At 65.4% G+C, this 20912-nt stretch carries 19 protein-coding genes and 1 pseudogene; 5 read left to right on the plus strand and 15 right to left on the minus strand.

All coding sequences use genetic code 11. The features are described from left to right. Position 1 precedes the first annotated feature (1 nt). The 4 genes from ACQP1G_RS15755 to ACQP1G_RS15770 form a co-directional block, all read right to left on the minus strand. The gene (locus ACQP1G_RS15755) at positions 2-946 is read right to left on the minus strand and encodes a ribokinase (protein WP_433204325.1); all 945 of its coding nucleotides are present in this window, start codon (positions 944-946) and stop codon (positions 2-4) included. Positions 947-1182: 236 nt separating this feature from the next. After that, positions 1183-1953 carry an ATP-binding cassette domain-containing protein gene (locus tag ACQP1G_RS15760; protein WP_433204328.1) on the minus strand — a complete coding sequence of 257 codons (771 nt, stop codon included), beginning with the start codon at positions 1951-1953 and terminating at the stop codon, positions 1183-1185. Positions 1954-1962: 9 nt separating this feature from the next. Continuing rightward, the gene (locus ACQP1G_RS15765) at positions 1963-2931 is read right to left on the minus strand and encodes an ABC transporter permease (protein ID WP_433204331.1); all 969 of its coding nucleotides are present in this window, start codon (positions 2929-2931) and stop codon (positions 1963-1965) included. Further along, the gene (locus tag ACQP1G_RS15770; protein ID WP_433204334.1) at positions 2928-3923 is read right to left on the minus strand and encodes a sugar ABC transporter substrate-binding protein; all 996 of its coding nucleotides are present in this window, start codon (positions 3921-3923) and stop codon (positions 2928-2930) included. The genes ACQP1G_RS15765 and ACQP1G_RS15770 overlap by 4 nt, the downstream gene beginning before the upstream one ends. Before the next feature lie 164 nt (positions 3924-4087). On the opposite strand from ACQP1G_RS15770, the gene ACQP1G_RS15775 reads away from it, so the two are divergent. The 3 genes from ACQP1G_RS15775 (at position 4088) to ACQP1G_RS15785 (ending at position 6188) form a co-directional block, all read left to right on the plus strand. After that, positions 4088-5092 (plus strand): LacI family DNA-binding transcriptional regulator, encoded by a 1005-nt coding sequence (locus ACQP1G_RS15775; RefSeq protein ID WP_433204337.1) that lies wholly within the window; start codon positions 4088-4090, stop codon positions 5090-5092. Between the two features lie 421 nt (positions 5093-5513). Continuing rightward, positions 5514-5972, plus strand: coding sequence for a hypothetical protein (locus tag ACQP1G_RS15780; protein WP_433204340.1), 459 nt, complete (start codon positions 5514-5516; stop codon positions 5970-5972). Positions 5973-6035: 63 nt separating this feature from the next. Continuing rightward, positions 6036-6188 carry a hypothetical protein gene (locus ACQP1G_RS15785; protein WP_433204343.1) on the plus strand — a complete coding sequence of 51 codons (153 nt, stop codon included), beginning with the start codon at positions 6036-6038 and terminating at the stop codon, positions 6186-6188. Positions 6189-6286: 98 nt separating this feature from the next. Here the strand turns inward: ACQP1G_RS15785 and ACQP1G_RS15790 are convergent, their stop codons facing one another. The 11 genes from ACQP1G_RS15790 to pruA all read right to left on the minus strand — a co-directional run bounded on the left by ACQP1G_RS15790 (position 6287) and on the right by pruA (position 18823). Beyond that, positions 6287-7564, minus strand: coding sequence for a glucarate dehydratase family protein (locus ACQP1G_RS15790; RefSeq protein WP_433204346.1), 1278 nt, complete (start codon positions 7562-7564; stop codon positions 6287-6289). 1 nt (position 7565) lies between these two features. Next, positions 7566-9017 carry an aldehyde dehydrogenase (NADP(+)) gene (locus ACQP1G_RS15795; RefSeq protein WP_433204348.1) on the minus strand — a complete coding sequence of 484 codons (1452 nt, stop codon included), beginning with the start codon at positions 9015-9017 and terminating at the stop codon, positions 7566-7568. A 21-nt stretch (positions 9018-9038) separates the two neighbouring features. Beyond that, positions 9039-9179 carry a hypothetical protein gene (locus tag ACQP1G_RS15800; RefSeq protein WP_433204351.1) on the minus strand — a complete coding sequence of 47 codons (141 nt, stop codon included), beginning with the start codon at positions 9177-9179 and terminating at the stop codon, positions 9039-9041. Further along, entirely contained in the window at positions 9176-10090 is a 915-nt protein-coding gene (gene kdgD / locus ACQP1G_RS15805) for a 5-dehydro-4-deoxyglucarate dehydratase (protein WP_433204354.1), read from the minus strand. Before kdgD ends, ACQP1G_RS15800 begins: the two co-directional genes overlap by 4 nt. A gap of 10 nt (positions 10091-10100) precedes the next feature. Further along, positions 10101-10991, minus strand: coding sequence for a LysR family transcriptional regulator (locus ACQP1G_RS15810; protein ID WP_433204357.1), 891 nt, complete (start codon positions 10989-10991; stop codon positions 10101-10103). Between the two features lie 123 nt (positions 10992-11114). Continuing rightward, positions 11115-12119 carry a lactonase family protein gene (locus ACQP1G_RS15815; protein ID WP_433204360.1) on the minus strand — a complete coding sequence of 335 codons (1005 nt, stop codon included), beginning with the start codon at positions 12117-12119 and terminating at the stop codon, positions 11115-11117. Positions 12120-12121: 2 nt separating this feature from the next. Then, on the minus strand, positions 12122-13522 hold the full coding sequence (locus tag ACQP1G_RS15820) for a sugar porter family MFS transporter (RefSeq protein ID WP_433204363.1): 1401 nt from the start codon (positions 13520-13522) through the stop codon (positions 12122-12124). Between the two features lie 40 nt (positions 13523-13562). Next, on the minus strand, positions 13563-14363 hold the full coding sequence (locus tag ACQP1G_RS15825) for an NAD-dependent epimerase/dehydratase family protein (RefSeq protein ID WP_433204366.1): 801 nt from the start codon (positions 14361-14363) through the stop codon (positions 13563-13565). Between the two features lie 257 nt (positions 14364-14620). Beyond that, positions 14621-16054: an amino acid permease gene (locus ACQP1G_RS15830; protein ID WP_433204369.1), complete on the minus strand. Its 1434-nt coding sequence runs from the start codon at positions 16052-16054 to the stop codon at positions 14621-14623. Positions 16055-16220: 166 nt separating this feature from the next. Beyond that, on the minus strand, positions 16221-17177 hold the full coding sequence (locus ACQP1G_RS15835) for a proline dehydrogenase family protein (RefSeq protein WP_433204372.1): 957 nt from the start codon (positions 17175-17177) through the stop codon (positions 16221-16223). After that, positions 17177-18823 carry an L-glutamate gamma-semialdehyde dehydrogenase gene (gene pruA, locus ACQP1G_RS15840; RefSeq protein WP_433204375.1) on the minus strand — a complete coding sequence of 549 codons (1647 nt, stop codon included), beginning with the start codon at positions 18821-18823 and terminating at the stop codon, positions 17177-17179. Before pruA ends, ACQP1G_RS15835 begins: the two co-directional genes overlap by 1 nt. A gap of 140 nt (positions 18824-18963) precedes the next feature. Here pruA and ACQP1G_RS15845 point away from each other — a divergent pair. After that, a pseudogene (locus ACQP1G_RS15845) lies at positions 18964-20199 on the plus strand (PucR family transcriptional regulator); the annotation flags it as partial. Between the two features lie 61 nt (positions 20200-20260). Then, positions 20261-20875 (plus strand): dihydrofolate reductase family protein, encoded by a 615-nt coding sequence (locus tag ACQP1G_RS15850; RefSeq protein WP_433204378.1) that lies wholly within the window; start codon positions 20261-20263, stop codon positions 20873-20875. Positions 20876-20912: the final 37 nt, after the last annotated feature.

Raw genomic sequence — 20912 nt, forward strand, 5'->3', positions numbered from 1 at the left:
GTCAGACGAGTGGCCGGGCCGCGGGGATGGTCGCGAGCGCGGTGTCGATCTGGTCCGCGGTGGGGTAGGAGGCGTGGGTTCCCGGTGTCTGAACGGCGAGGGCACCGGCCGCGGTGGCGTAGGCAACGGCGGCGCCCAGCTGCCTGCCCTCGGCGAGTGCGCTGGCCAGCGCGCCGACGAAGGCGTCGCCCGCACCGGTGGAGTCCACCGAATTCACCTGTGGCGCAGCCTGATACCCGCCGGCGACCGGCGCTGGCACGTCGCAGCGGTGCGCCCAGACCGAGCCAGCGGCGCCCAGCGTGGCGACGACGGAGGCCACCCCACGCAGGCATAAGGACCGGGCCAGATGGAATGCCTGCTCAGGGGTCCGCGCGGCAGTCCCGGTCAATGCCGACAGCTCGGATTCGTTGACGACCAGCGGGTGGCAGCGCAGCAGCAGCTCATCCGGCAGCGCCATCGCCGGAGCGGCGTTGAGCACGAACCGGCGAGCATGCCGCGCGGCCCAGGCGACAACGCGCGGCGGCACCTCCAGCTGTGCGACAACCACATCCGCCGACCGCAGCAACTCGACCTCGTCCAGGGTGTCGAGTTCGGGTTCGGGTTCCCAGCAGAAGTTGGCGCCGGAGTCGACCACGATCTGGTTCTCGCCATCGGCGACGGTGATGTAGGCGGTGCCGGTCCGAGCGTCCTCGACCTCGCGCAGGGCCGCAAGCCCAACACCATAGTCGCGCAACGATTTTCGTAGCTCAGGATCGGCATCGCGGCCGATCCTGGCGATGAACTCGACCCGGCCACCGGCTCGGGCCGCCGCGACGGCCTGATTGGAGCCCTTGCCGCCCAGGTTGGTTCGTGCGCGCAGTGCCAGCACGGTTTCGCCGGGGCGCGGCAGCCGCTCCACCTCACACACGATGTCCTGGTTGACCGATCCGAGGACGACAACGCTCACGACTGCGCCTCGCTAGCGCTCAGCTCCGTCGTGCGCGACTGCGCACTGTGTTGATGGTTCACTCGCTGACGCTCGCTCACGACTGCGCCTCGCTAGCGCTCAGCTCCGTCGTGCGCGACTGCGCACTGTGTCGATGGTTCACTCGCTGACGCTCGCTCACGACTGCGCCTCGCTAGCGCTCAGCTCCGTCGTGCGCGACTGCGCACTGTGTCGATGGTTCACTCGCTGACGCTCGCTCACGAGTCGGCTCCGGTCTCGGTGATCTCCAGATTGCCGGGTGCGGCACCGGTGATCAGTGCGACCAGCCGGTCGCCGTCCACCTCGTCGATCCGGTGCGTGGCAACGGATCTGCCGCGTCGCAGCACCACCACGTTGTCGCAGATCCGCATGACCTGTGCCAGGTCGTGGCTGATGATCAAGACGGTGATCCCGCGGTCGCGCAGCCCGCGCACCAGCTTCTCGACCGCTGCGGTCTCCCGCACGCCGAGCGCGGCGGTGGGCTCGTCCATGATCACCATGGATTTGCCCCAGGCCACCGCACGGGCGATGGCGATGCTCTGGCGTTGGCCGCCGCTCATCCTGCGCACGGTGGTGCGCACCGAGGGTACGTCGACGTCCAGATCGCGCAGGATATCGCCGCTGCGGGCGATCATCGCCCTGCGATTGACAATGCCGAGTGGATACACCAGCTCCCGGTTCAGAAATAGGTTCTGCCACACCGCCAGATCGTCGATGAGGGCGAGATCTTGATACACCGTCTCGATGCCCATTTTGCGCGCGTCCTCGGGCGAACGCAGTCGCACCGGTTCGCCCTTGAACAGGATGTGCCCGGTATCCGGTGCCTGCACGCCGGTGAGGCAGCGCACCAGTGTCGACTTGCCCGCGCCGTTATCGCCGACCAGGGCGGTGACCTCACCCTCCGGAATCGTCAGCGTGACCCCGGCCAGCGCGCGGACCGAGTCGAACGACTTGGTGAGCTCGCGCGCCTCGAGCAGTGGAATCGTCATATCCTTGGCCTACTTTCGGAACCGGGCGATCCCGGCGGCCAGCAGCAGCACCGCGCCAACGGCGACCGGCTGGTAGTACTGCGAGATGCCGAGAATGGTGAACCCGTTGATCAGCGAGGTGAACAGCACCGCACCGCAGACGGTGCCGAGCACCGACGCCTTGCCGCCGGACAGCGACGAACCACCGAGCACCACCGCGGCGATCGAGCTCAGCAGATAGGTGGTCTGCAGCGACGGATCCGCGCCGCCGTTGCGGGCGACCAGCATGACACCGGCTATGCCACACAGCAATCCGGACATGGCATAGGCGAACAGCCGGATCCGGTTCACCGAGATGCCGGTGTCGCGCGCGGCCTCCAGGCGCCCGCCGGTGGCGAGCAGGTGGGTGCCGATCCGGGTGCGGAAGATGATCCCGGCCACGACCAGCGCCGCCACCAATGCCATGAGCCAGAACCAGCGCACCGGTCCGATGCCGTCCAGTGCGAGTCGTTGCAGGAAGCTGGAACTCACGGCTTCGGTATTGCCGTGCGTCAGCAGCAGCGTGATGCCATTGAGCACGCTGAGCATGCCGAGTGTGACGACGAAGTCGGTCATGTGCAGGCGGCCGATCAGCACACCGTTCACGACGCCGACCGCCAGCCCGCTGAGGACGGCCGCCGCGATGGCGACCGCCATCGGGTAGCCGTGGCTCGCCAGGTAGCCGAGAACGGCTGCCGCCCATGGGAGATTGGCGCCGACCGACAGATCGATGCCGCCCACGGTGATCGCGAACTGCTGGCCGAGTGCCAGCACGGTCAGGATCGTCGAGGCGACCAGCAGATCGCCGATATTGTCCGCCGTCAGGAAGTCCGGGGTGGCGATGAAGAACGCCACCCACAGCACGACCAGGGCCAGCGGTGCCGCGAATTCGGCGACCTTGGCGAGGATCTCCGTGCGCCCCTCACGCGCCCGGGGCTCGGCGGGTGCCACGGCTGTCACTTGTTCAGCAGCCCTTCCACTGGGTTGTCGAATGCGACGATCGGACGCGGGAACGCCGAGATCTGCTGCTCGACATTGTCTTTGCCGATGAAGGCGATGGGCGAGACCACCCGCTCGGGCAGCTTCTTGCCCTGGTGTTGGGCCAGGCAGCTCTGGACCGCGAGTTGTCCTTCGGCATAGGGGTATTGGGTCACCGTGCCGGTCAGGGTGCCCGCCTTGACGGCGTCGAGGGCGGCCTGGATGCCGTCGACGGAGATCACCTTGATCTGGCCGGTCTTGCCCGCGTTCTTGATCGCCTGTGCGGCGCCCAAGCCCATGGTGTCGTTGGCGGCGAAAATGCCGGTGATGTCGGGGTGCGCCTTCAGGATCGCCTCGGTGACCTGCAAACCCTTATCTTGTTCGTAGTCGGCGGGCGCCTTCTGCACGATGTCGAGCTTGCCCGCGACGGTGTCGGTGAAGCCCTTGTCGCGGTTGATGCCGTTCTGCTCGCCCGCGATGCCCTGCAGGATGGCGATCTTGCCGGTGCCACCGAGCGCGTCGAGCATATGCTGACCGGCGATGCGACCGGCATCGAGATTGTCCGAACCGATGAAGCTCGCGTAGGACACCCCGGCCTGCTCAGAGGCCTTCGCGTCGATTTGGGTGTCGAGGTCGAGGATCGGGATGTTCTTGCGCGCCACCGGCGTGAGCGGCGTGATCACATTCGTCGCGTTGACCGGCACCACGCCGAAGCAGTCATAGCCCTGCGCGGCCAAGGTCGAGATCTGGGCGTTCTCACCGTCGGCATCGGTCTCGGACTGCCCGGCCTGCACCGTGACCTTCACACCGAGCCGTTGCCCCTCCGCGAGGGCGCCGTCGCGCAAGGCCGCCCAATAGGGGTTGGTGAAGTTCCGGGTAACGATGGCGATCTTGAAATCGCCGTCGCCCGCGTCCTGACCACCGCGACCGCAGGCAGCGGCGGCGAGCGCGCCGATGAGGACAAGCGGCGCCATTGCACGCCTGAATCGAGCATTCATCGTCAGTTCGACCTATCCGTCTCAGTATCAACTCGTGTTGATCAACGCGAGTTGATGAGTAGTGTGTGACCCGAGTCACCAGCTGTCAAGTCCTAGTGCGGAGTGCTTGGATGGACGGTCGGAGCAAGGAGAGATTTCGGATGGCAGTCACACGAGCCGACGTGGCGCGGCTCGCCGGTACATCACCGGCGCTGGTGAGCTACGTGCTCAACGGAGGTCCGCGGCAGGTCGCGCCCGCGACCAGGGCCCGCATCGAGGCCGCCATCGCCGAACTCGGCTACCGGCCCAATATGTCCGCGCGCAGCCTGCGCATGAATCGCGGGCACGCGCTCGGCATGGTGATCCCCGACGGGGCCAACCCGTTCTTCGCCGAACTGTCCGCGGTCATCGAGGCAGCCGCCTTCGCACGGGGATATCCGCTGTTCGTCGGCAATGCGGCCGGCGACCAGGAACGTGAACGCGCCTACGTGCGCACCTTCATCGATCGCAGAGTCGAAGGGCTGCTCGCGATTTCGTCATCGTGGGAGACCGGCGTCGCCGACGCGTGCGAGGAGGCCGGAATGGTGTTGGTAGCGCTGGACCGTGTCATCGACCCGGCGCGTTGCGCGCATGTGATGTGTGATTCGGTCGCGGGTGCGCAGCAGGCCGTCGCACATCTCATCGGGCACGGTCACCGCAATATCGCCTGCCTGAGCGGCCCGCATGTGTCGACTGCCGAGGATCGCGTGCAGGGCTACCGCACTGCGCTGGCGGCCGCCGGACTGCCCGAAGGGCGCATCGTGCGAACGGATTTCGGCGGTGCCGCTGGCTACCGCGCACTGGCCGGCCTCATGGCCGACTCGCGGCGCCCCACCGCGGTATTCGTGACCAGCGACCTCCAGGCGATGGGTATGCTGCGCGCCGCCTACGATGCCGGGCTGCGGGTGCCCGACGACCTCGCGGTCGTCGCCTTCGACGGAATCGAGTACTCCCGCTATACCCGCCCTGGCCTGACCACCATGGTCCAACCCACCCGTCTCATGGGCGAGACCGCCGTCGACCTGCTGCTGCAACAACTCGACGACCACACGCTCCGGCCCGGCGTGGTGAATCTCGAAGCGGTACTTCACACGAGAGGTTCGTGCGGATGCCCTGACGAGTTCTAAAAGCCCCGAGGCGCCAGGATGTGTTGGGCCGCAAGGACTTGGCTCGCCGGGCCGAGCGCGCAAGTGGGTGACTTCTCGGTCGGGCATTCGGCAGCCGGACCACGGTCAGTGCGGCCACCACGACCAGGGCGGATGTGTCAGCGAACCTGTCCAGGGTTTCCGTGCGGCATCTATGGTTGGTTGCATGAAAGGCGATGTCTCCGTGTGGATTGGAACTGCCACCGGGACGAGGGATCATGTCGATTCGATCTGCGCGCTCTACTTCCCGAGATAGCCTGGCGCGGGTTCGTCCGGGATCCCGAATCCCCTTGTTACGCAGCGTAAATGGACACTCAGCCGCTCATCCTCTACTCTCGCCGGAGATTGCGAACTATTGGGATAAGCCTCATATGACACCATGAGGCAGTATCAGGAGGATTTGGTGAAGAAGCGCACGCACGCTGCCCTTTTGGCGCTGGCAACGGTATCGTATGCCTGCTCCGCGGTTATCACCAGTGCGTCGGGATATGCGGCCCCGGACACCCTGGGGGACAAACTGTGTACGATCGAATATCCGACACCGAACGACCTCGCCATTCAGGGATCTAGCGACGCGTTTGCCGCATCCAACGGAAACGGGTCGATCGAACTGGCGCTACATACCGACGCGCAGTCGGAGACCGAGTACTACCAAAAATTCAGTGTCGCCTGGACCAACCTCGATACCGGCGAAAAGGGGCAAGCAGGCATCTCCGCGCAGGTTCGCGGTAGCGACAACACGTTATCTACCGTTATTTACCCCCAACCCGGGCGGATCACGCTGGCAATCAGCATTCTCAACCGCGGATCGGATCAGAAGGTTACCGACGGTAACTGCAGCGCAGAATATACGGCACGGTAGCACTGGGAGGATGAGGTCGCCGTCACGTTGGGAACCAAAAGCGATAAAAGCGGACGAATCATCGTGAGGATTGACGAACAGATCGGTTTTGATATCGCATTCGATGACAAGACCGACGCATTCCTGGATCGGGTTGCACCCGAACGCGTGGAATCGCAGTTACGGAAATTCCTCACCGAGGTGGTTCCCGGTATCGCGGAATATTCGGAAACCTGACCACCTCGACGACGATCTCACCGCAAGTCGGATCACCCTCGACCCGGACGCCCGGAATGTCCTCGACCAACTCGCCGACAGGTAATCGAGACATCGCCTCAGTATTTGGGTGAGCTCGGCGCCCGGTAGGTCGGATCGAGCAGGCGCATGCCTGCGATGTCATCGCGATTGTGCCACTGCGGCAAGGTTTTCCAGCGGTGATGGAGGCGTGCGAGTGCGTCCGGGTCGAGTTGGATACCGAGGCCGGGTGTGTCGGGGACGGTGACGGCCCCCTCGTCGAAGACGATCGGTTCGACGATCACATCCTCGGGCTGCCATGGGTAGTGGGTGTCGCAGGCGTAGGTCAACTCGGGGACGGTGGCGGCCACGTGGGTCATTGCTGCCAGGCTGATTCCGAGGTGGGTGTTGGAGTGCATGCTGACGCCTTTGCCGTAGGCGTGGCAGACGGCGGCCAGGTCGCGAGTGGCGAATAGTCCGCCCCAGAAGTGATGGTCGGAGAGCACGATCTGGACGGCATCGATATCGAAGGCGGGCCGCACCTCCTCGATCGAGGTGACGATCATATTGGTGGCCAAGGGCATTCCGGTGCGACGATGCACTTCGGCCATATCCTCGCGGCGGGCGGTGGGGTCTTCCAGATATTCGACGACCCCCGAAAGTTGTTCGGCGACAGTCGCTGCGCTGGCCAGCGACCAACCGCCGTTGGGATCCAGCCGCAGCGGATGATCCGGAAATGCCTTGGCCAGTGCTTCGATCGCGGCGACTTCCTCCTCGGGCGGGAATACGCCGCCCTTGAGTTTGAACGAGCGGAATCCGCCATGGGCAGTGAACTTTTCGGCGAGGCGGACGACTCCGTCGGGATCGATGACCTCGCCCCATTCGTCGGTCGGGGCGTCGGGGACCGGATGTTCGGCCCATTTGTAGAACAGGTAGCCGGAGTAGTCGACACGGTCGCGGACCTTGCCGCCGAGTAAGGCGTGGACCGGCAGGCCGAGTTCACGACCATGGGCGTCGAGTGCGGCGGATTCGAAGGCCGACACCACGCTGAGGCGGACCTTATCGGTGGTGAGGGTACCGCGCAGCCCGCCCGCGATCGGGTTGTCGATCAGCACCTCTCCGCTGGCGTTCGCACCGAGCAGGCGGATGGTGTTGATCGCGGCGACCGGCATGCCGATCAATTGTGGGGCAAGGTCGGCCGCGCGATCGAGGTAGACGCGGTCGCCGTAGGTTTCCCCGAGACCCCAAGCGCCGCTGTCGGTTTCGATCTCGACGATCAGTCGCGGCGTATACGGCTGGTGCACGCCACCGACATTGAGTAGGGGAGCGTCGGCGATGAGGATCGGGGTCAGTCGAACATCGGTGATAACGGGGGACATCTCAGTCTCGCTTTCCGTCGATGCGGCGCGGCAGCCGCCAGGGATTGGCTTCGCGCAGGGCGGGCGGAAGCAGGCGGTCCGGGAAGCCCTGCCAGGCGATCGGCCGCAGGAAGCGGGCGATGGCGGCGGTTCCCACCGAGGTCGTGGTCGGTGCGGTCGTCGCGGGGTACGGGCCGCCGTGCTGTTGGGCCCAGCTGACGGTGACACCGGTTGGCCAGTCGTTCCACAGCAGTCGACCGGCGAGTCCGGTGAGGGCGGGCAGCAGTTGGCGCACGTCATCGACCTCGGTGTCCTCCGCCACGATGGTCGCGGTGAGGCCGGGTTCGAGCTGGTGCAGAACATGTTCCAGCTCAACGGGATTCGCGTACTCGACGACGAGTGCCGCAGGGCCGAAGCATTCCGCCTGCAGGGCTTCTCCGGCGGCGAGGAAGTCGGTGGCGGGCACGCTCAGCAAGGTGGGGGCGAGCAGATCTTCATCGATGGCGGGGGCCGAAATCGCGATGACGGAGGGGTATTCGCGCAGGGTCGTCACGCGCGATCGGAAACCATTGACGATGTGCTCGTTGAGTAAACGCTGTCCCGGCACGGCGGCGACCGCGGCGGCCAGCGCGTCAGTGAGATCATGGCCCGAAGGCAACAGCAGCACACCGGGTTTGGTGCAGAACTGTCCAGCGCCGAGGGTGAACGATCCGACGAAGCCGTCGACGATCTGCTGTCCGCGTACGCGCACCGCACCGGGCATGACCACCACCGGATTGACGCTGCCGAGTTCGCCGTAGAACGGGATCGGGCGTGGCCGTGACGATGCGATATCGAACAGCGCCCGGCCACCTGCCAGCGACCCGGTGAACGACGCGGCGGCGATATCCGGGTGGCGCAGTGCGGCAATGCCCGCGTCGACGCCGTGGATGACCGCGAAGGCGCCCGCTGGGGCACCGGCCGTGGTCAATGCGTCGCGCACGATCTCGCCGGTCCGGTCGGACAGCCGTGGGTGGCCCGGATGTGCCTTGAGGACAACGGGACATCCCGCGGCCAGCGCCGCGGCGGTATCGCCGCCCGCGACGCTGAACGCGAAGGGGAAGTTACTCGCGGCGAAGACGAGCGTTGCTCCGATGGGGACCAGGCTGCGCCGAATATCGGGTCGCGGTCCCATCGGCCAACTCGGATCGGCGTGATCCACGGTGGCGGCGAGGAATTCGCCATCGGCCAGTACTTCGGCGAACAGGCGCAACTGAAAGGTGGTGCGGGTCAATTCGCCACGCAGGCGCGGTGTTTCGGGCAGATGTGTTTCCGCCGCGGCGAGTGGGACGAGCTCGTCGGCCGCGGCATCCAGGGCATCCGCGATCCGGGTGAGCCACTGAGCCCGTTCGGTGGGCGTGGTGTCGGCAAGGTGACCGGTGGCCTCGGCCGCCGCGGTGATGATCCGCTGTAGCTCGTCCGGGGTGGTGTCCATAAGGGCTCCTGAAGGTAGTGGTTACGCCTGCACGGCGTATTCGGCGACGGTCCAGGCGCGCGCCGGGTCGCTGATCCCGGTGGGCGAGGGCAGCGTCACCGAGGAGATGGTGACGTCGGTGATCCGGTCGAGGGCGGCCGCGCTGGGCATAACGCTGCTCATGCGATCGTGTCGACCAGAGCGGTCAGTTCGGCCAGTTCGGACTCGGTGAGATCGGTCAGCGGTGGCCGTACCGGACCGGCCGGGCGTCCGATGGCCCGCAGCCCGGCCTTGACGATCGAGACCGCATATCCGGGTCCACGGTCACGGATATCCAGGTACGGGATGACGAAGTCGCGCAACCGCCGGTAGACCTCGTCGCGGTCGCGGGCCCGCACCGCGCGATAGAAGTCGAGCGCGAACTCCGGCGCGAAGTTGAAGATCGCGGAAGAGTATGTGGTGACACCCATTTCGGTATAGGGGAGGGCGAAGGTCTCCGCTGTCGGCAGTCCGCCGATATAGGTGAGCCGGTCGCCGAGCCGGGCGTAGATCCGGGTCATCGTCTCGATATTGCCGACACCGTCCTTGAATCCCACCAGATTCGGGCAGCGCTCGGCCATCCTGGCCAGGGTGACGTCATTGCAGGTGGCGTTGGCGCGGCTGTAGAAGATGACGCCGAGCGAGGTGGCCGCGCAGATGGCGGCGACATGTTCGACCAGCCCGTCCGGACCGGCCTCGGTCAGATATGGCGGCATCAGCAAAATGCCCTCGGCCCCAGCGGATTCGGCGGAACGGGCCTGTTCGATCGCCGCCGCGGTACCCGCGGTCGCCGGTGCGACTACCGGGATCTTGCCGCCGGTCTCGGCGACCGCGGCCCGCACCACGTGATCGATCTCGGGCGGTGTCAGGGAGAAGCCCTCACCCGTGCCGCCCGCCGCGAACAGACCGGCCACCTCGTATTGGGCGAGCCAGGCAATATGTTTGCGGTAGGCGGCCTCGTCGAAGGCCAGGCCGGCGTCGAAATGCGTGACGGGGAAGGACAATAGACCGCGCCCCAGCGCGGGGCCCAACTCATCCGCGGACAGATGTGACATGTGGTTCCTCTCAGGGAGCGGGCGGCAGCGAATCGAGTAGTTCGATCACTCGGTGCAGTGCCGGATTAGCGCATTCGCGCCGCCAGACCGCGTGCAGGACAACGGATTCCTCGACGCCGTCGAGCGGTCGGAACCGCACGCCGTCGGGATGCAGATGGGTGGACGTTTCGGGGACGAGGGCCAGGCCGCGTCCGGCGGCCACCAGTGCGAGCATGGTGTGCACCTGGGTCAATTCATGGGTGGCGGTGTAGGGCACGGCGGCGAGGATGCCCGAGACCAGATCGGCGAAATAGCGTGCTGGTCCCGGCGCGTACACCAGCAGCGTCTCGCCGCCCAGCTCCTCGATCGCGATCGGACCGTCCGCGGCCAACGTGTGCTGTTGCGGAACGGCCAGCATCAATCCTTCGGAATGCACCACCCGCGAATCGAATTCGGTGCGATCGAAGGGCGGGCGAGCCAGCGCGAGATCGAGGCTGCCGCTGCGCAGGTTCTCGAATTGATCCGAGCTCACCATCTCGCGCAATACCACCTCGACGCGATCCAGCCCGGCCTCGATGTGATTGAGGAACCGTCCCAGGAAGCCGAAACCCGAGGCTGCGGTGAAACCGATCCGGACCGTACCAGCCCCGCCCGCGGCGACGAGACGGGCGGTGCCGGGCGCCGCGCTGGCCATGGCCAGTAGGCGGCGCGCCTCGGTCAGGAAGACCTCCCCGGCCGGGGTCAGTTGGACCTGCCGCTGGGTGCGATCGAAGAGTTCGACACCGATATCGCGTTCCAGTTTCTGGATCTGGCGGCTCAGCGGCGGCTGTGTCATCTGCAGGCGCTCGGCCGCCCGGCGGAAATTGCCCTCCTCGGCCACCGTGACGAAGCCGCGGACCTGCTCCAGCGACAGTATCGACATGGTTTCCTCCTGCGTTGCGGCGTGCACTCCGCCTCGCCCGCAGATTGCCTTATCCGCAGGCTATGACTCGCTGGTGATACTCGTCCAACGCTAATTCAGCATCAACCGATACCTGAAAGGTATTCATCGGAGGTCGACGATTTCGACCCAGTTGGGGTCGAGGCCGACGGCGAGCCGATGTCGCGGGGTGAGCGAGCCGGTCTCGGGACCGATGGCGTAGCTGGTGACGCCATGGGACAGCTGACCGGCGGCCACCAGAAATCGCCCACTCGGATCGATGGCGAATCCGCGCGGTCGGGCCTCGGTCGGTGTGTGTCCGAGCGGCTCGAGCAGCCCGGCCGCCGGGTCGATCCGGAATCCGGTGAGCGTGCTCGACGTCCGTTCGGCCACATACAGATAGCGGCCGTTCGGGGTCAGGCGTAGTTCCGATGTCCACGGTGGACCGTCCCCGGACGGCATCGCCGCGGCCGAGGCGATTAATGAGAGTGTGCCCGTTGCGGATTCGAAGCGGTAGGTGTTCACGGTGCCGTCCAGCTCGTTCGTCCCGTAGGCGAGCGATCCGTCCGGATGAAAGACGAGATGTCGCGGACCCGCCCCTGCTGCGGTCTCGACGTGTGGCGGCTGATTCGGTGTGAGCCGCCCGGTTTCGGCGTCGAAGCGGTACTGCAGGATCACATCGCCGCCGAGCGCCGCGGCGAACAGATACCGGTTCGACAGATCGGTCACAATCGAATGAGCGTGCGGCGGTGTCGATTTCACCTCGACCGGTGGTGCGACGCTGCCGTCGGGCGCTATCGGATTGACGGCGATCTTATCGCCCGAATACGACGCGCTGAGCAGAAACCGCCCGCTCCGATCCGTCGAAAGATAGGCCATATTGTCCGGCAGCGGAGCGGTCGACAGCGGTGTCAGCCGCCCCGTTGCCGGATCAGTGGCGAACACCGCCACCGCGAAGGGGTCCGAGCGCAGCGATGCGTAGAGGTACCGGTGGTCCGGGCTCATCGCCATGGGCATCACTGTGCCGTTCACCGGCTGCGATTCGACGAATGTCAGCACACCGTCGTCGTCGAGTCGCAGCACGGAGATTTCGCGACTGTCGGCATTCGAGACATAAACGGCGTGGGCCATGCTCACGCCGTCTCGGCGGATCCACCGCTGACTCGGGCTCGCAAGTCCAACTCGATCTGTTCCAGGCTGCGCCCGTTGGTCTCCGGCACGAACCGCTGCACCAGCAGGAACATCACCACGCTGACGCCGGCGAAGATCCAGGCCGAATAGCCGAGTCCGAGATGGTCGTTCATCACCGGGAACAAGAAGGTGATGGCGAAGGTCGAACTCCAGAGCACCACACTGCCGACACCCATGCCGACCCCGCGCACCCGCAGCGGGAAGATCTCCGCCATCATCACCCATACCACCGCGCCCCAACCCAATTCGTAACCCGCGAGGTAGACATTGAGCAGGATCAGTGTCGTGATGCCGGTAACGGTGTGATTGTGTACGCCGATGACGATGGCGCCGAGCAGGAATAATGACGAGGCCATACAAACATTGCCGAGCAATAGCAACGGCTTTCGGCCCCAGCGGTCGACAACGAAGATCACCCAGGCCGTGAATGCCACCTTGATCGCGCCGAGCACGATGGAAGCCAACAGGGAGGTCGAATTTCCGAAGCCGAGATCCTTGAACATGGTCGGTGCGTAGACGTTCACGGCATTGACACCCGAGAACTGTTGTCCGACAGCGAGAATAAGCGCCACGACCAGAGCCGGACGCGCCCACGGCGCGAGCAGATCGCGCAGCCGCCCCTTCTGCTGCTCATCCGATTGAATGACCGAGCGGATGCTGCTGAGCTCGGATTCGATCTCCTCGGCGCGGTGCGTGCCAGCCAGTACGGCGCGCGCTTCCGCATCCCGCCCGGCGTGCACCAGCCAGCGCGGCGTCTCCGGCAATACCGACATGCCCGCCAGCAGCGCCACCGCGGGAATCGTGGCGACCGCGAACATCATCCGCCAGTTGCCGGATCCGGACAGCGCCCAGTCCACGATGTAGGCGATCAGGATGCCGGAGACGATCATCAACTGGTTCAACGTCGACAGCGCGCCGCGTGCCCTGGTCGGGGCGAGTTCGGACAGATAGGTCGGTACGGTGGCCGACGAACATCCCACCGCGATCCCAGTGATGAAGCGCGCCACCACCAGCACGGCGACATTGGGTGCCAGCGCACAGCCCAGCGCGCCGACGGCGAAGACCGCGGCAGCAAGCATGATGGTGCGCCGTCGCCCGAGCCGATCGGTGATCCGTCCGGCGACGGCCGCGCCGATCACCGCCCCGGCGGCCAGGCAGCCGCCGATCACACCCTGTGTCACCGAGGACAGGTGCCAGGACTTCTTGATGAACAACAACACCCCGGAGATGACCCCGAGGTCGTAACCGAACAGGATGCCGCCGAGGGCGCCGAAGAAATAGAGAAATTTGACATTGGAAGCGAGCGCCGATTTCGGCGCGGTCGTCATTGACTTGAATTGCATTGTGCTGCGCTTCTTTCGCGGTGGAGCAAAGTGCTTGAATTCAGAGTGGATTCGGTTTTCCCAGCGGAGTTTCCACGAATGGTCCGCCGATCAGCCAGGGACCGGGATCGGCGACCGCGGAAATATCGGCGGCGAACTGTTCGGCGTCATCCGCGCTGCGGTAACCGAGGTCCTCGGCCTCGCGCAGGGATGCGACCGCGCGGGTATTGGCGGATACGCCCCAGATCACTCGGTAACCCGGTCGTTCGGCGGCCAGACAGGCCTCGAACAGTCGCGCACAATCGTTGGGGGACAACCACATCGACAGTCCGCGGGCATCGTGCGGGCGCTCGAAACACGAACCGATCCGAACGCAGATCACATCCATGCCGAAGCGAGAGTGATAGAGACTGCCCAGCGCCTCGACCGCGACTTTGCTGACCCCGTAATAGGTATCGGGCCGGGCAGCGGCGTCACCGGCAACGAGATCGGCGCCGACCGCGCGGAAACCGACGGCATGGTTGCTCGACGCGAGTACCACCCGTGGCACACCGGCTTGCCGCGCCGCCTCCAATACGGTGTGCGTGCCGTCGATATTGGCGGCAAGGATGTTGTCCCAGCTGTCTTCTCGGCTAATCCCGCCCAGATGGATGATCGCGTCCACGTCTCGACACGCCACCGCCATGGTGGCGGGATCGGTGAGCGATCCAGTGACGATCTCGACCCGTTCACCGGAGGTCGGCGCGGGGAGTTCGGTCAGATCCAATAGTCGCAGTATGCGATCGGGGCGTCGCAGGCGCGGGCGCATCAGCGTGCCGATGCCGCCGCCCGCGCCGGTTGTGAGAATTCGATGATCATTCATGCGGCATCGATCTCGCTCGCGTAGTCGAAAATGCTCGCAGAACCGTTGTTTTCGCACATTGCGTCCTCCTGTGGTGCGAGCGGATGTGTGGGATGGGTCACTTGCCGCTCGAACGTGTCAGAAGGTTATGGCGCTGGATTGATGCCTGTCCAACACCGTTTCTGTATCGACCGATGCTGTCGGAGTATCGGTCATGGGGTGCGCATACGCGGATTGGGCGAGTGGCCAATCGTCCACTCGCCCAACCAGATTCGCGTCTACTTGGCCAACGTGACGTCCGCCTCGCCGGACTCCAGCTTGGAATGCATCCGCGAGTACCCGAAGTACACCGCAAGGCCGATCACTAGCCACACCGCGAACCGCAGCCAGGTCTCCCACGGCAGCGACCAGATCAGGTAGATCGAGAAGCCGATGCCGACCAACGGCACCACCGGCATGAGCGGCAGCTTGAACGCGCGCGGCTGGTCGGGCCGGGTGCGGCGCAGTACCATCACCGCGACCGAGACCACGATGAAGGCCATCAGAATGCCGATATTGGTCAACTCGGCGACCACCGTGATATCGAGCAGACCGGCCATCGCCGCGGATCCGATGCCGACGATCCAGGTCACCCGGGTCGGCACCTTGCGGACCGGATGCGTCTTGGCGAACCACTCGGGCAGCAGTCCGTCACGGCTCATGGCGAACCAGACGCGGGTCACGCCGAGCATGAAGGTGAGCACCACGGTGACGATGCCGATGATGGCGCCGATCGCGATGATATTCGCGACGCCGGGCATGCCGACCGATTCGAAGGCGGTGGAGAAGCCGCTCGTCGGGCTGATCTCGGTGTACTTCTGCATACCGGTGAGCACCAGGGTGGCCAGCACGTACAGCACCATCGCGATGACCAGCGAGTAGATGATCGCCTTGGGCAGATGCTTCTTGCCGTCGACCGATTCCTCGGCGGCGGTGCTCATCGCGTCATAGCCGAAAACGGCGAAGAAGACGGTGGCCGCACCGGTCCAGACCGCGCCAGCGCCGAAGGGGAAGTACGGGGTGTAGTTCGAGGAGTCGATATGGAAGACCCCGAGCACGATGATCAGCACCACCAGTGCGACCTTGATACCGACCGCGACGGTTTCGAAGCGGCCGACGCTCTTGATGCCGCGCGAGAGCAGCCAGGCCGTACCCAAACAGAACAGCACGGCGAAGAGGTCGACGACGCGGCCGTCGCCGGTGCCGTGCGCGCCCATCATCCAATCGGGCAGCGAAATATCGATCTGCCCGAGCAGGAATTTGAAATATCCGGAGACGCCGATCGCGACGACCGCGGCCACCGCTACGTACTCGAGCAGCAGATCCCAGCCGATGAACCAGCCCGCGATCTCGCCGAGCGAGACATAACCGTAGGTATAGGCGGATCCGGCCTTCGGCACCATCCCGGCGAATTCGGCGTAGCACAGCGCCGCGCAGGCGCTGGCGACACCGGCGATCAGGAAGGAGATGAGTACCGAGGGGCCGGTGACGGAGTGCGCGACCGAACCGGCGAGGGCGAAGATGCCCGCGCCGATGATGCCGCCGACGCCGATCGCCGTGAGCTGCCACAGGCCGAGTGACCGCTTCAGTTGCTCGTCGGCGGGTGTCTCCTCCTCGATCTGCCCGAGGGGTTTGCGGCGCAACATCTGGCTGCGCAACTCCGCGAGGGACATGGATCTTCCTTTCATCCTCTGCGATACGCGACGGTGCCGTAACGCAGATCACATTCTGAGCAGCACTCAGCTAATCGGACCACGAACGTGCTGTGATCGGCGAGTTGGATAAATAAAGTTCGGCGGCCTTGTCCGACTGAACAGACAAAGGCCGCCGAGTGCAGGGTCAGCGCTGGCTACCGGGCCGCAGCGAGCGCAGGAAGAACGCCATATTGGCGGGGCGTTCGGCGAGGCGACGCATGAAGTAGCCGTACCACTGATCGCCGTAGGGCACATAGACACGGACGTGCCGCTCTGTGGAGACCAATCGGCGCTGCTCGGCGTCGCGGATGCCGTAGAGCATCTGGAATTCGAAATCGGCGGACTTGCGCCCGGTGGCCGTGGCGAATACCCCCGCGGCCTCGATGAGCGCCGGATCGTGGGTGGCGACCATCGGATAGCCGTCGCCGTTCATCAGGATCCGCAGACAGTCCAGATAGGACTGGTCGACTTCGGCCCGGCTCTGGTACGCGACCGACGCGGGTTCGCGATATGCGCCCTTACACAGGCGAATGCGCGAGCCGGGGCCGCAGAACTCCCGGCAGTCGGCCTCGGTACGGCGCAGATAGGCCTGCAGTACGGTGCCGAGCGACGGGAAGTCGGCGCGCAGGTCACGCACGATCGATAGGGTCGAATCGGTGGTGGTGTGATCTTCGGCGTCGATGGTCACCAGCACGCCGGCATCCGCTGCGGCTGTGCAGATCTGGTGGGCGTGCTCGCGGGCGATCGCGTGACCGTCCATGGGCAGGGATTGACCGAGCGCCGAGAGCTTGAGCGAAACCTCCAGCGACCCAACAGATCCGGTATCCGAACCGCGCAGCAGCGACAGCAGTGTCAGATAGTGCGAGACCGTATTGCGCGCCTGCTCGATATCGGTGGTGTCCTCGCCGAGATAGTCGACGGTGATGTAGCGACCGGAGTTCAGCAGAGTTTCGACGGCCGTCACCGCATTCGGCTCGGATGCGCCCGCGACGAAGCGGTCCACCAGCTTCTTGGTGGTCGACATCCGCGTGACGGTGCGCTCCATCCGTGGCGACCGGGAGGCCGCGAGCATGGCGGGGCGTAGCAGACCGGAGATGGCCATCAGTGCTCCTCGGGTGCCTGGTGCGGGTAGGTGTGTTCGGTCGGTGGAACGAACGTCTCCTTGATGGTGCGGGCGGAGGTCCAGCGCAGCAGGTTCTGCGGCGAGCCCGCCTTGTCATTGGTGCCCGACGCACGGGATCCGCCGAAGGGCTGCTGACCGACCACCGCGCCGGTCGGCTTGTCATTGATGTAGAAGTTGCCGGCGGCGAACCGCAGACGCTCGGTCGCTTCGGCAACGGCGGTGCGGTCATCGGCGATGATCGCGCCGGTCAGGCCGTAGGCCGAACCGCCGTCGACCAGTTCCAGCGCCGATTCGAAGGATCCGGCGACCGAATCGTCGTAGACGTGGATCGCGAGTATCGGGCCGAAGTATTCGTTGCTGAATGCCTCGTCGGTGGGGTCGTCGCCGAGCAGGATGGTCGGGTCGACGAAGTATCCGACGGTGTCGTCGGTATGTCCGCCCGCCGCGATGGTCAGGCCCGAGGTGGCCTTGGCCCTGGCGATGGCGTCGGCATTGCGGTTGAAGGCGCGCTTATCGATGACCGCACCGCCGAAATGCGCGAAGTCGGTGACATCGCCGTAGCTCAGCGTGCCGACCTTATCGATGAGGTCGCGGCCCATCTTGGCCCACACCGACTTGGGGATGAAGGCGCGCGAGGCGGCCGAGCACTTCTGGCCCTGGTAGTCGAAGGCGCCGCGGATCAGCGCCGTGGTCAGCACATCCGGGTCCGCGGAGCTGTGCGCCAGTACGAAATCCTTACCGCCGGTCTCACCGACCAGACGCGGATAGGTGTGGTAGTCGCCGATATTCGCCGCGACCGAACGCCACAGATGCTGGAACGTCCCGGTGGAACCGGTGAAATGGATGCCGGCCAGCCGCCGGTCGGTCAGCGCGACGTCGGAGATCCTCGGTCCCGCGCCGTGCACCATATTGATGACACCGGGCGGCAGACCAGCGGCCTCCAGTAGTTTCATCGTCCAATACGCGGCTACTGCCTGGGTAGGTGACGGCTTCCACAGCACCGTATTGCCCATCAAGGCCGGCGCGGTCGGCAGATTGCCCGCGATCGCGGTGAAATTGAACGGAGTGATTGCATAGATGAAGCCCTCGAGCGGGCGGTATTCCACCTTGTTCCACACACCCGCGGTCGAGATCGGCTGGTCGGCCAGGATCTGCCGGGCGAAGTGCACATTGAAGCGCCAGAAGTCGACCAGTTCGCACGGCGCGTCGATCTCGGCCTGGTACGCGGTCTTGGACTGCCCCAACATCGTTGCGGCGGCGATGGTTTCGCGCCACGGGCCCGACAGCAGATCCGCGGCCCGCAGGAAGATCGCGGCGCGATCCTCGAATGACAGCGCCCGCCAGCCGGGCGCCGCGGCGGTGGCGGCCGCGATCGCGTCTTGCACATCGCGGGCCTCGGCCGTGGTGAGGGTGCCGAGTACCGCGCCGTGGTTGTGCGGCTGCACGACGTCGATAGGTTTGCCCGAGGTGTGGCGATGTTCGCCGCCGATGACATGGTGGATCTCGGTCGGTGTCGCCGCGAGTTCGGTCAGTTTCGCCCGCAGACGGGCGCGTTCGGCGCTACCCGGGGCGAAGGTACCGACCGGCTCGTTGACCGGCCGTGGCGTGGACACGATGGCGTCCATGAGTCCTCCTTGCAGGTGTATGAGGGTGAGCCGAAGTCAACACGGCAAAACTGCCCGCAGAATCGGACAAGCGGACAAAGATGGGATGACCGTATTGGCGAGTCGTATGAAAGTGGGCAGTGGTCGTGGCTAGGAAAGGTGAGCTGATCGCCGCGGACCTGGATCTGTTCGGACTGGCGCATATGGTCGCGCAGAATGCCGGTGGGATGGTCTCCATCGAGGACCCGCAATCGCATGTGCTGGCCTACTCGGCCTCGGATCAGACCGCCGATCAACTGCGGGTGCTCTCGATCCTGGGCCGCGAGGGGCCGCGCGACTATCTGCGGGTGCTGCGCGAGTGGGGTGTGTTCGATCGGCTGCGCGGAACCGACGATGTCATCGACATCCCGGCGCACGAGGAGCTCGATATCAAGCGACGCCTGGTGGTGAGCATCCGTGCGCATGCCGAGGGGAGTGCGCCGCGGGTGCTCGGCTCGATCTGGTTGCAGCAGGGGGATCGACCATTCAAACCGGATGCCGCGGAGATCCTGCGCGGTGCGTCGGCCATCGCCGCCCGGCTCATATCGCGCAGTCTGGACGCACCATCCAGCGAGGCACTACTGATCCAACGGCTGTTCGGGACCGGCGGCGGTACGGTCGATGTGCCCACGGTCGCGAGTGCGTTGAACCTGCCGCTGACCGGTCCGGCCGCGGTGGTCGGATTCGCGCTCACATCCGGTGAGAACGCGCCGTCGCCCGCGACACTCGGGAATATCCTTCGCTTGCGCGCCAGCTCATTTCGCGGCGATTCGGTGACCAGCGTGCTCGGCGACCGGGTCTACGTGCTGCTGCCGCAGTACCGATCCGCGCAGGCGGTGACCGCATGGACCCGCCAGTTGGTCGATCAGCTCGAAGCCAAGCGCGCGCTCGACTTGCGTGCTGCCATTGCCTGTCCCATTCCGGATCTGGCCCATGTCGCCGGTGCGCGCGCCGAGGTGGACCGGGTACTCGACAGCACGGCGGCGACCTACCCGAAGGGCCGGGTGACCACGCTGGCGGATTCGCGTACCGCGGTGCTGCTCGGCGAAATCCTCGATCTCCTCGGTGACCGGCCGGAACTGCAGGATCCGCGGCTGCACAAGTTGCTGGACTACGACCGCAAGCACTCCGCGAATCTGCGCGAGAGCGTCGAGACCTATCTGCGGGAACACGGCGATGTGCGCAATGCCGCGACTGCCCTGCAGGTGCATCCGAATACGCTGCGCTACCGGATCCGCCGCGTCGAGGAGATCATCGGGGTGGACCTCACCGATCCCGCCGACCGTCTGCTGCTCGAACTCCAGCTCGCACTGCACCGCCGTCGACCGCCCGATCAGGTGGCTCGCGGCGAGCGATGATTATCCGACCTCCGGCCCGTCTGATCTGGTGACGCAGCAAGCACCGACCAAGGAGATACCGATGCGGACAATCACCGCGGGACTGTTCATCGCACTCGACGGCGTCGTCGAGAACCCGCAGGACTGGCACTTCCCGTACTTCAACGAGGAGATGGCAACCGCCGTCGACAGCCAGCTCGGCGCGGCGGACACGCTGCTGTTGGGGCGCAAGACCTATGAGGGCTTCGCCGGAGCGTGGCCCGAGCGGGAACTCGCGGGCGATGTGGACGCCGAGATGGCGAAGAAGCTCGGCGACGCGCGCAAGATCGTGGTCTCACATCAGGATCTCACGTTCACCTGGCGCAATTCCGAGGTGCTGAAGGGCGATCTGCTCGAGGGCGTCGCCGCGCTGAAGAACGAGCCGGGGGATTCGCCCATCGGCATCAGCGGATCGGTATCGGTCGTGCGGCAATTGCTCGAGGCAGGGTTGTTGGACGAACTGCACCTGCTGGTACACCCGATCGCGGTGCGCAAGGGTCTGCGATTGTTCGAGGAGACCGACTCCGCGCTTGCGCTGCAACTGCTGTCATCCAACACCTTCGAAACCGGTGTCGTACATCTGGTCTACGCCAAGGCGGCGGCCGAAGGCACCGAGGGCTACGAATACGCGAAACAGTTCCTGCCCCAAGAGGATTGAAGTCCTCGATCATTCTGCGTCGAGGACGTTGCGCGCG

It is taken from the genome of Nocardia sp. CA-107356, from assembly GCF_050946365.1.
In the GTDB taxonomy this organism is placed as follows: Bacteria; Actinomycetota; Actinomycetes; order Mycobacteriales; family Mycobacteriaceae; genus Nocardia.

What these genes read in the sequence shown, in the direction of transcription:
- ACQP1G_RS15760 (WP_433204328.1), bottom strand. Translation starts at nt 1,953, where the DNA reads ATGACGATTCCACTGCTCGAGGCGCGCGAGCTCACCAAGTCGTTCGAC.
- ACQP1G_RS15770 (WP_433204334.1), bottom strand. Translation starts at nt 3,923, where the DNA reads ATGGCGCCGCTTGTCCTCATCGGCGCGCTCGCCGCCGCTGCCTGCGGT.
- ACQP1G_RS15775 (WP_433204337.1), top strand. Translation starts at nt 4,088, where the DNA reads ATGGCAGTCACACGAGCCGACGTGGCGCGGCTCGCCGGTACATCACCG.
- ACQP1G_RS15790 (WP_433204346.1), bottom strand. Translation starts at nt 7,564, where the DNA reads ATGTCCCCCGTTATCACCGATGTTCGACTGACCCCGATCCTCATCGCC.
- ACQP1G_RS15795 (WP_433204348.1), bottom strand. Translation starts at nt 9,017, where the DNA reads ATGGACACCACCCCGGACGAGCTACAGCGGATCATCACCGCGGCGGCC.
- ACQP1G_RS15800 (WP_433204351.1), bottom strand. Translation starts at nt 9,179, where the DNA reads ATGAGCAGCGTTATGCCCAGCGCGGCCGCCCTCGACCGGATCACCGAC.
- kdgD (WP_433204354.1), bottom strand. Translation starts at nt 10,090, where the DNA reads ATGTCACATCTGTCCGCGGATGAGTTGGGCCCCGCGCTGGGGCGCGGT.
- ACQP1G_RS15810 (WP_433204357.1), bottom strand. Translation starts at nt 10,991, where the DNA reads ATGTCGATACTGTCGCTGGAGCAGGTCCGCGGCTTCGTCACGGTGGCC.
- ACQP1G_RS15815 (WP_433204360.1), bottom strand. Translation starts at nt 12,119, where the DNA reads ATGGCCCACGCCGTTTATGTCTCGAATGCCGACAGTCGCGAAATCTCC.
- ACQP1G_RS15820 (WP_433204363.1), bottom strand. Translation starts at nt 13,522, where the DNA reads ATGCAATTCAAGTCAATGACGACCGCGCCGAAATCGGCGCTCGCTTCC.
- ACQP1G_RS15825 (WP_433204366.1), bottom strand. Translation starts at nt 14,363, where the DNA reads ATGAATGATCATCGAATTCTCACAACCGGCGCGGGCGGCGGCATCGGC.
- ACQP1G_RS15830 (WP_433204369.1), bottom strand. Translation starts at nt 16,054, where the DNA reads ATGTCCCTCGCGGAGTTGCGCAGCCAGATGTTGCGCCGCAAACCCCTC.
- ACQP1G_RS15835 (WP_433204372.1), bottom strand. Translation starts at nt 17,177, where the DNA reads ATGGCCATCTCCGGTCTGCTACGCCCCGCCATGCTCGCGGCCTCCCGG.
- pruA (WP_433204375.1), bottom strand. Translation starts at nt 18,823, where the DNA reads ATGGACGCCATCGTGTCCACGCCACGGCCGGTCAACGAGCCGGTCGGT.
- ACQP1G_RS15850 (WP_433204378.1), top strand. Translation starts at nt 20,261, where the DNA reads ATGCGGACAATCACCGCGGGACTGTTCATCGCACTCGACGGCGTCGTC.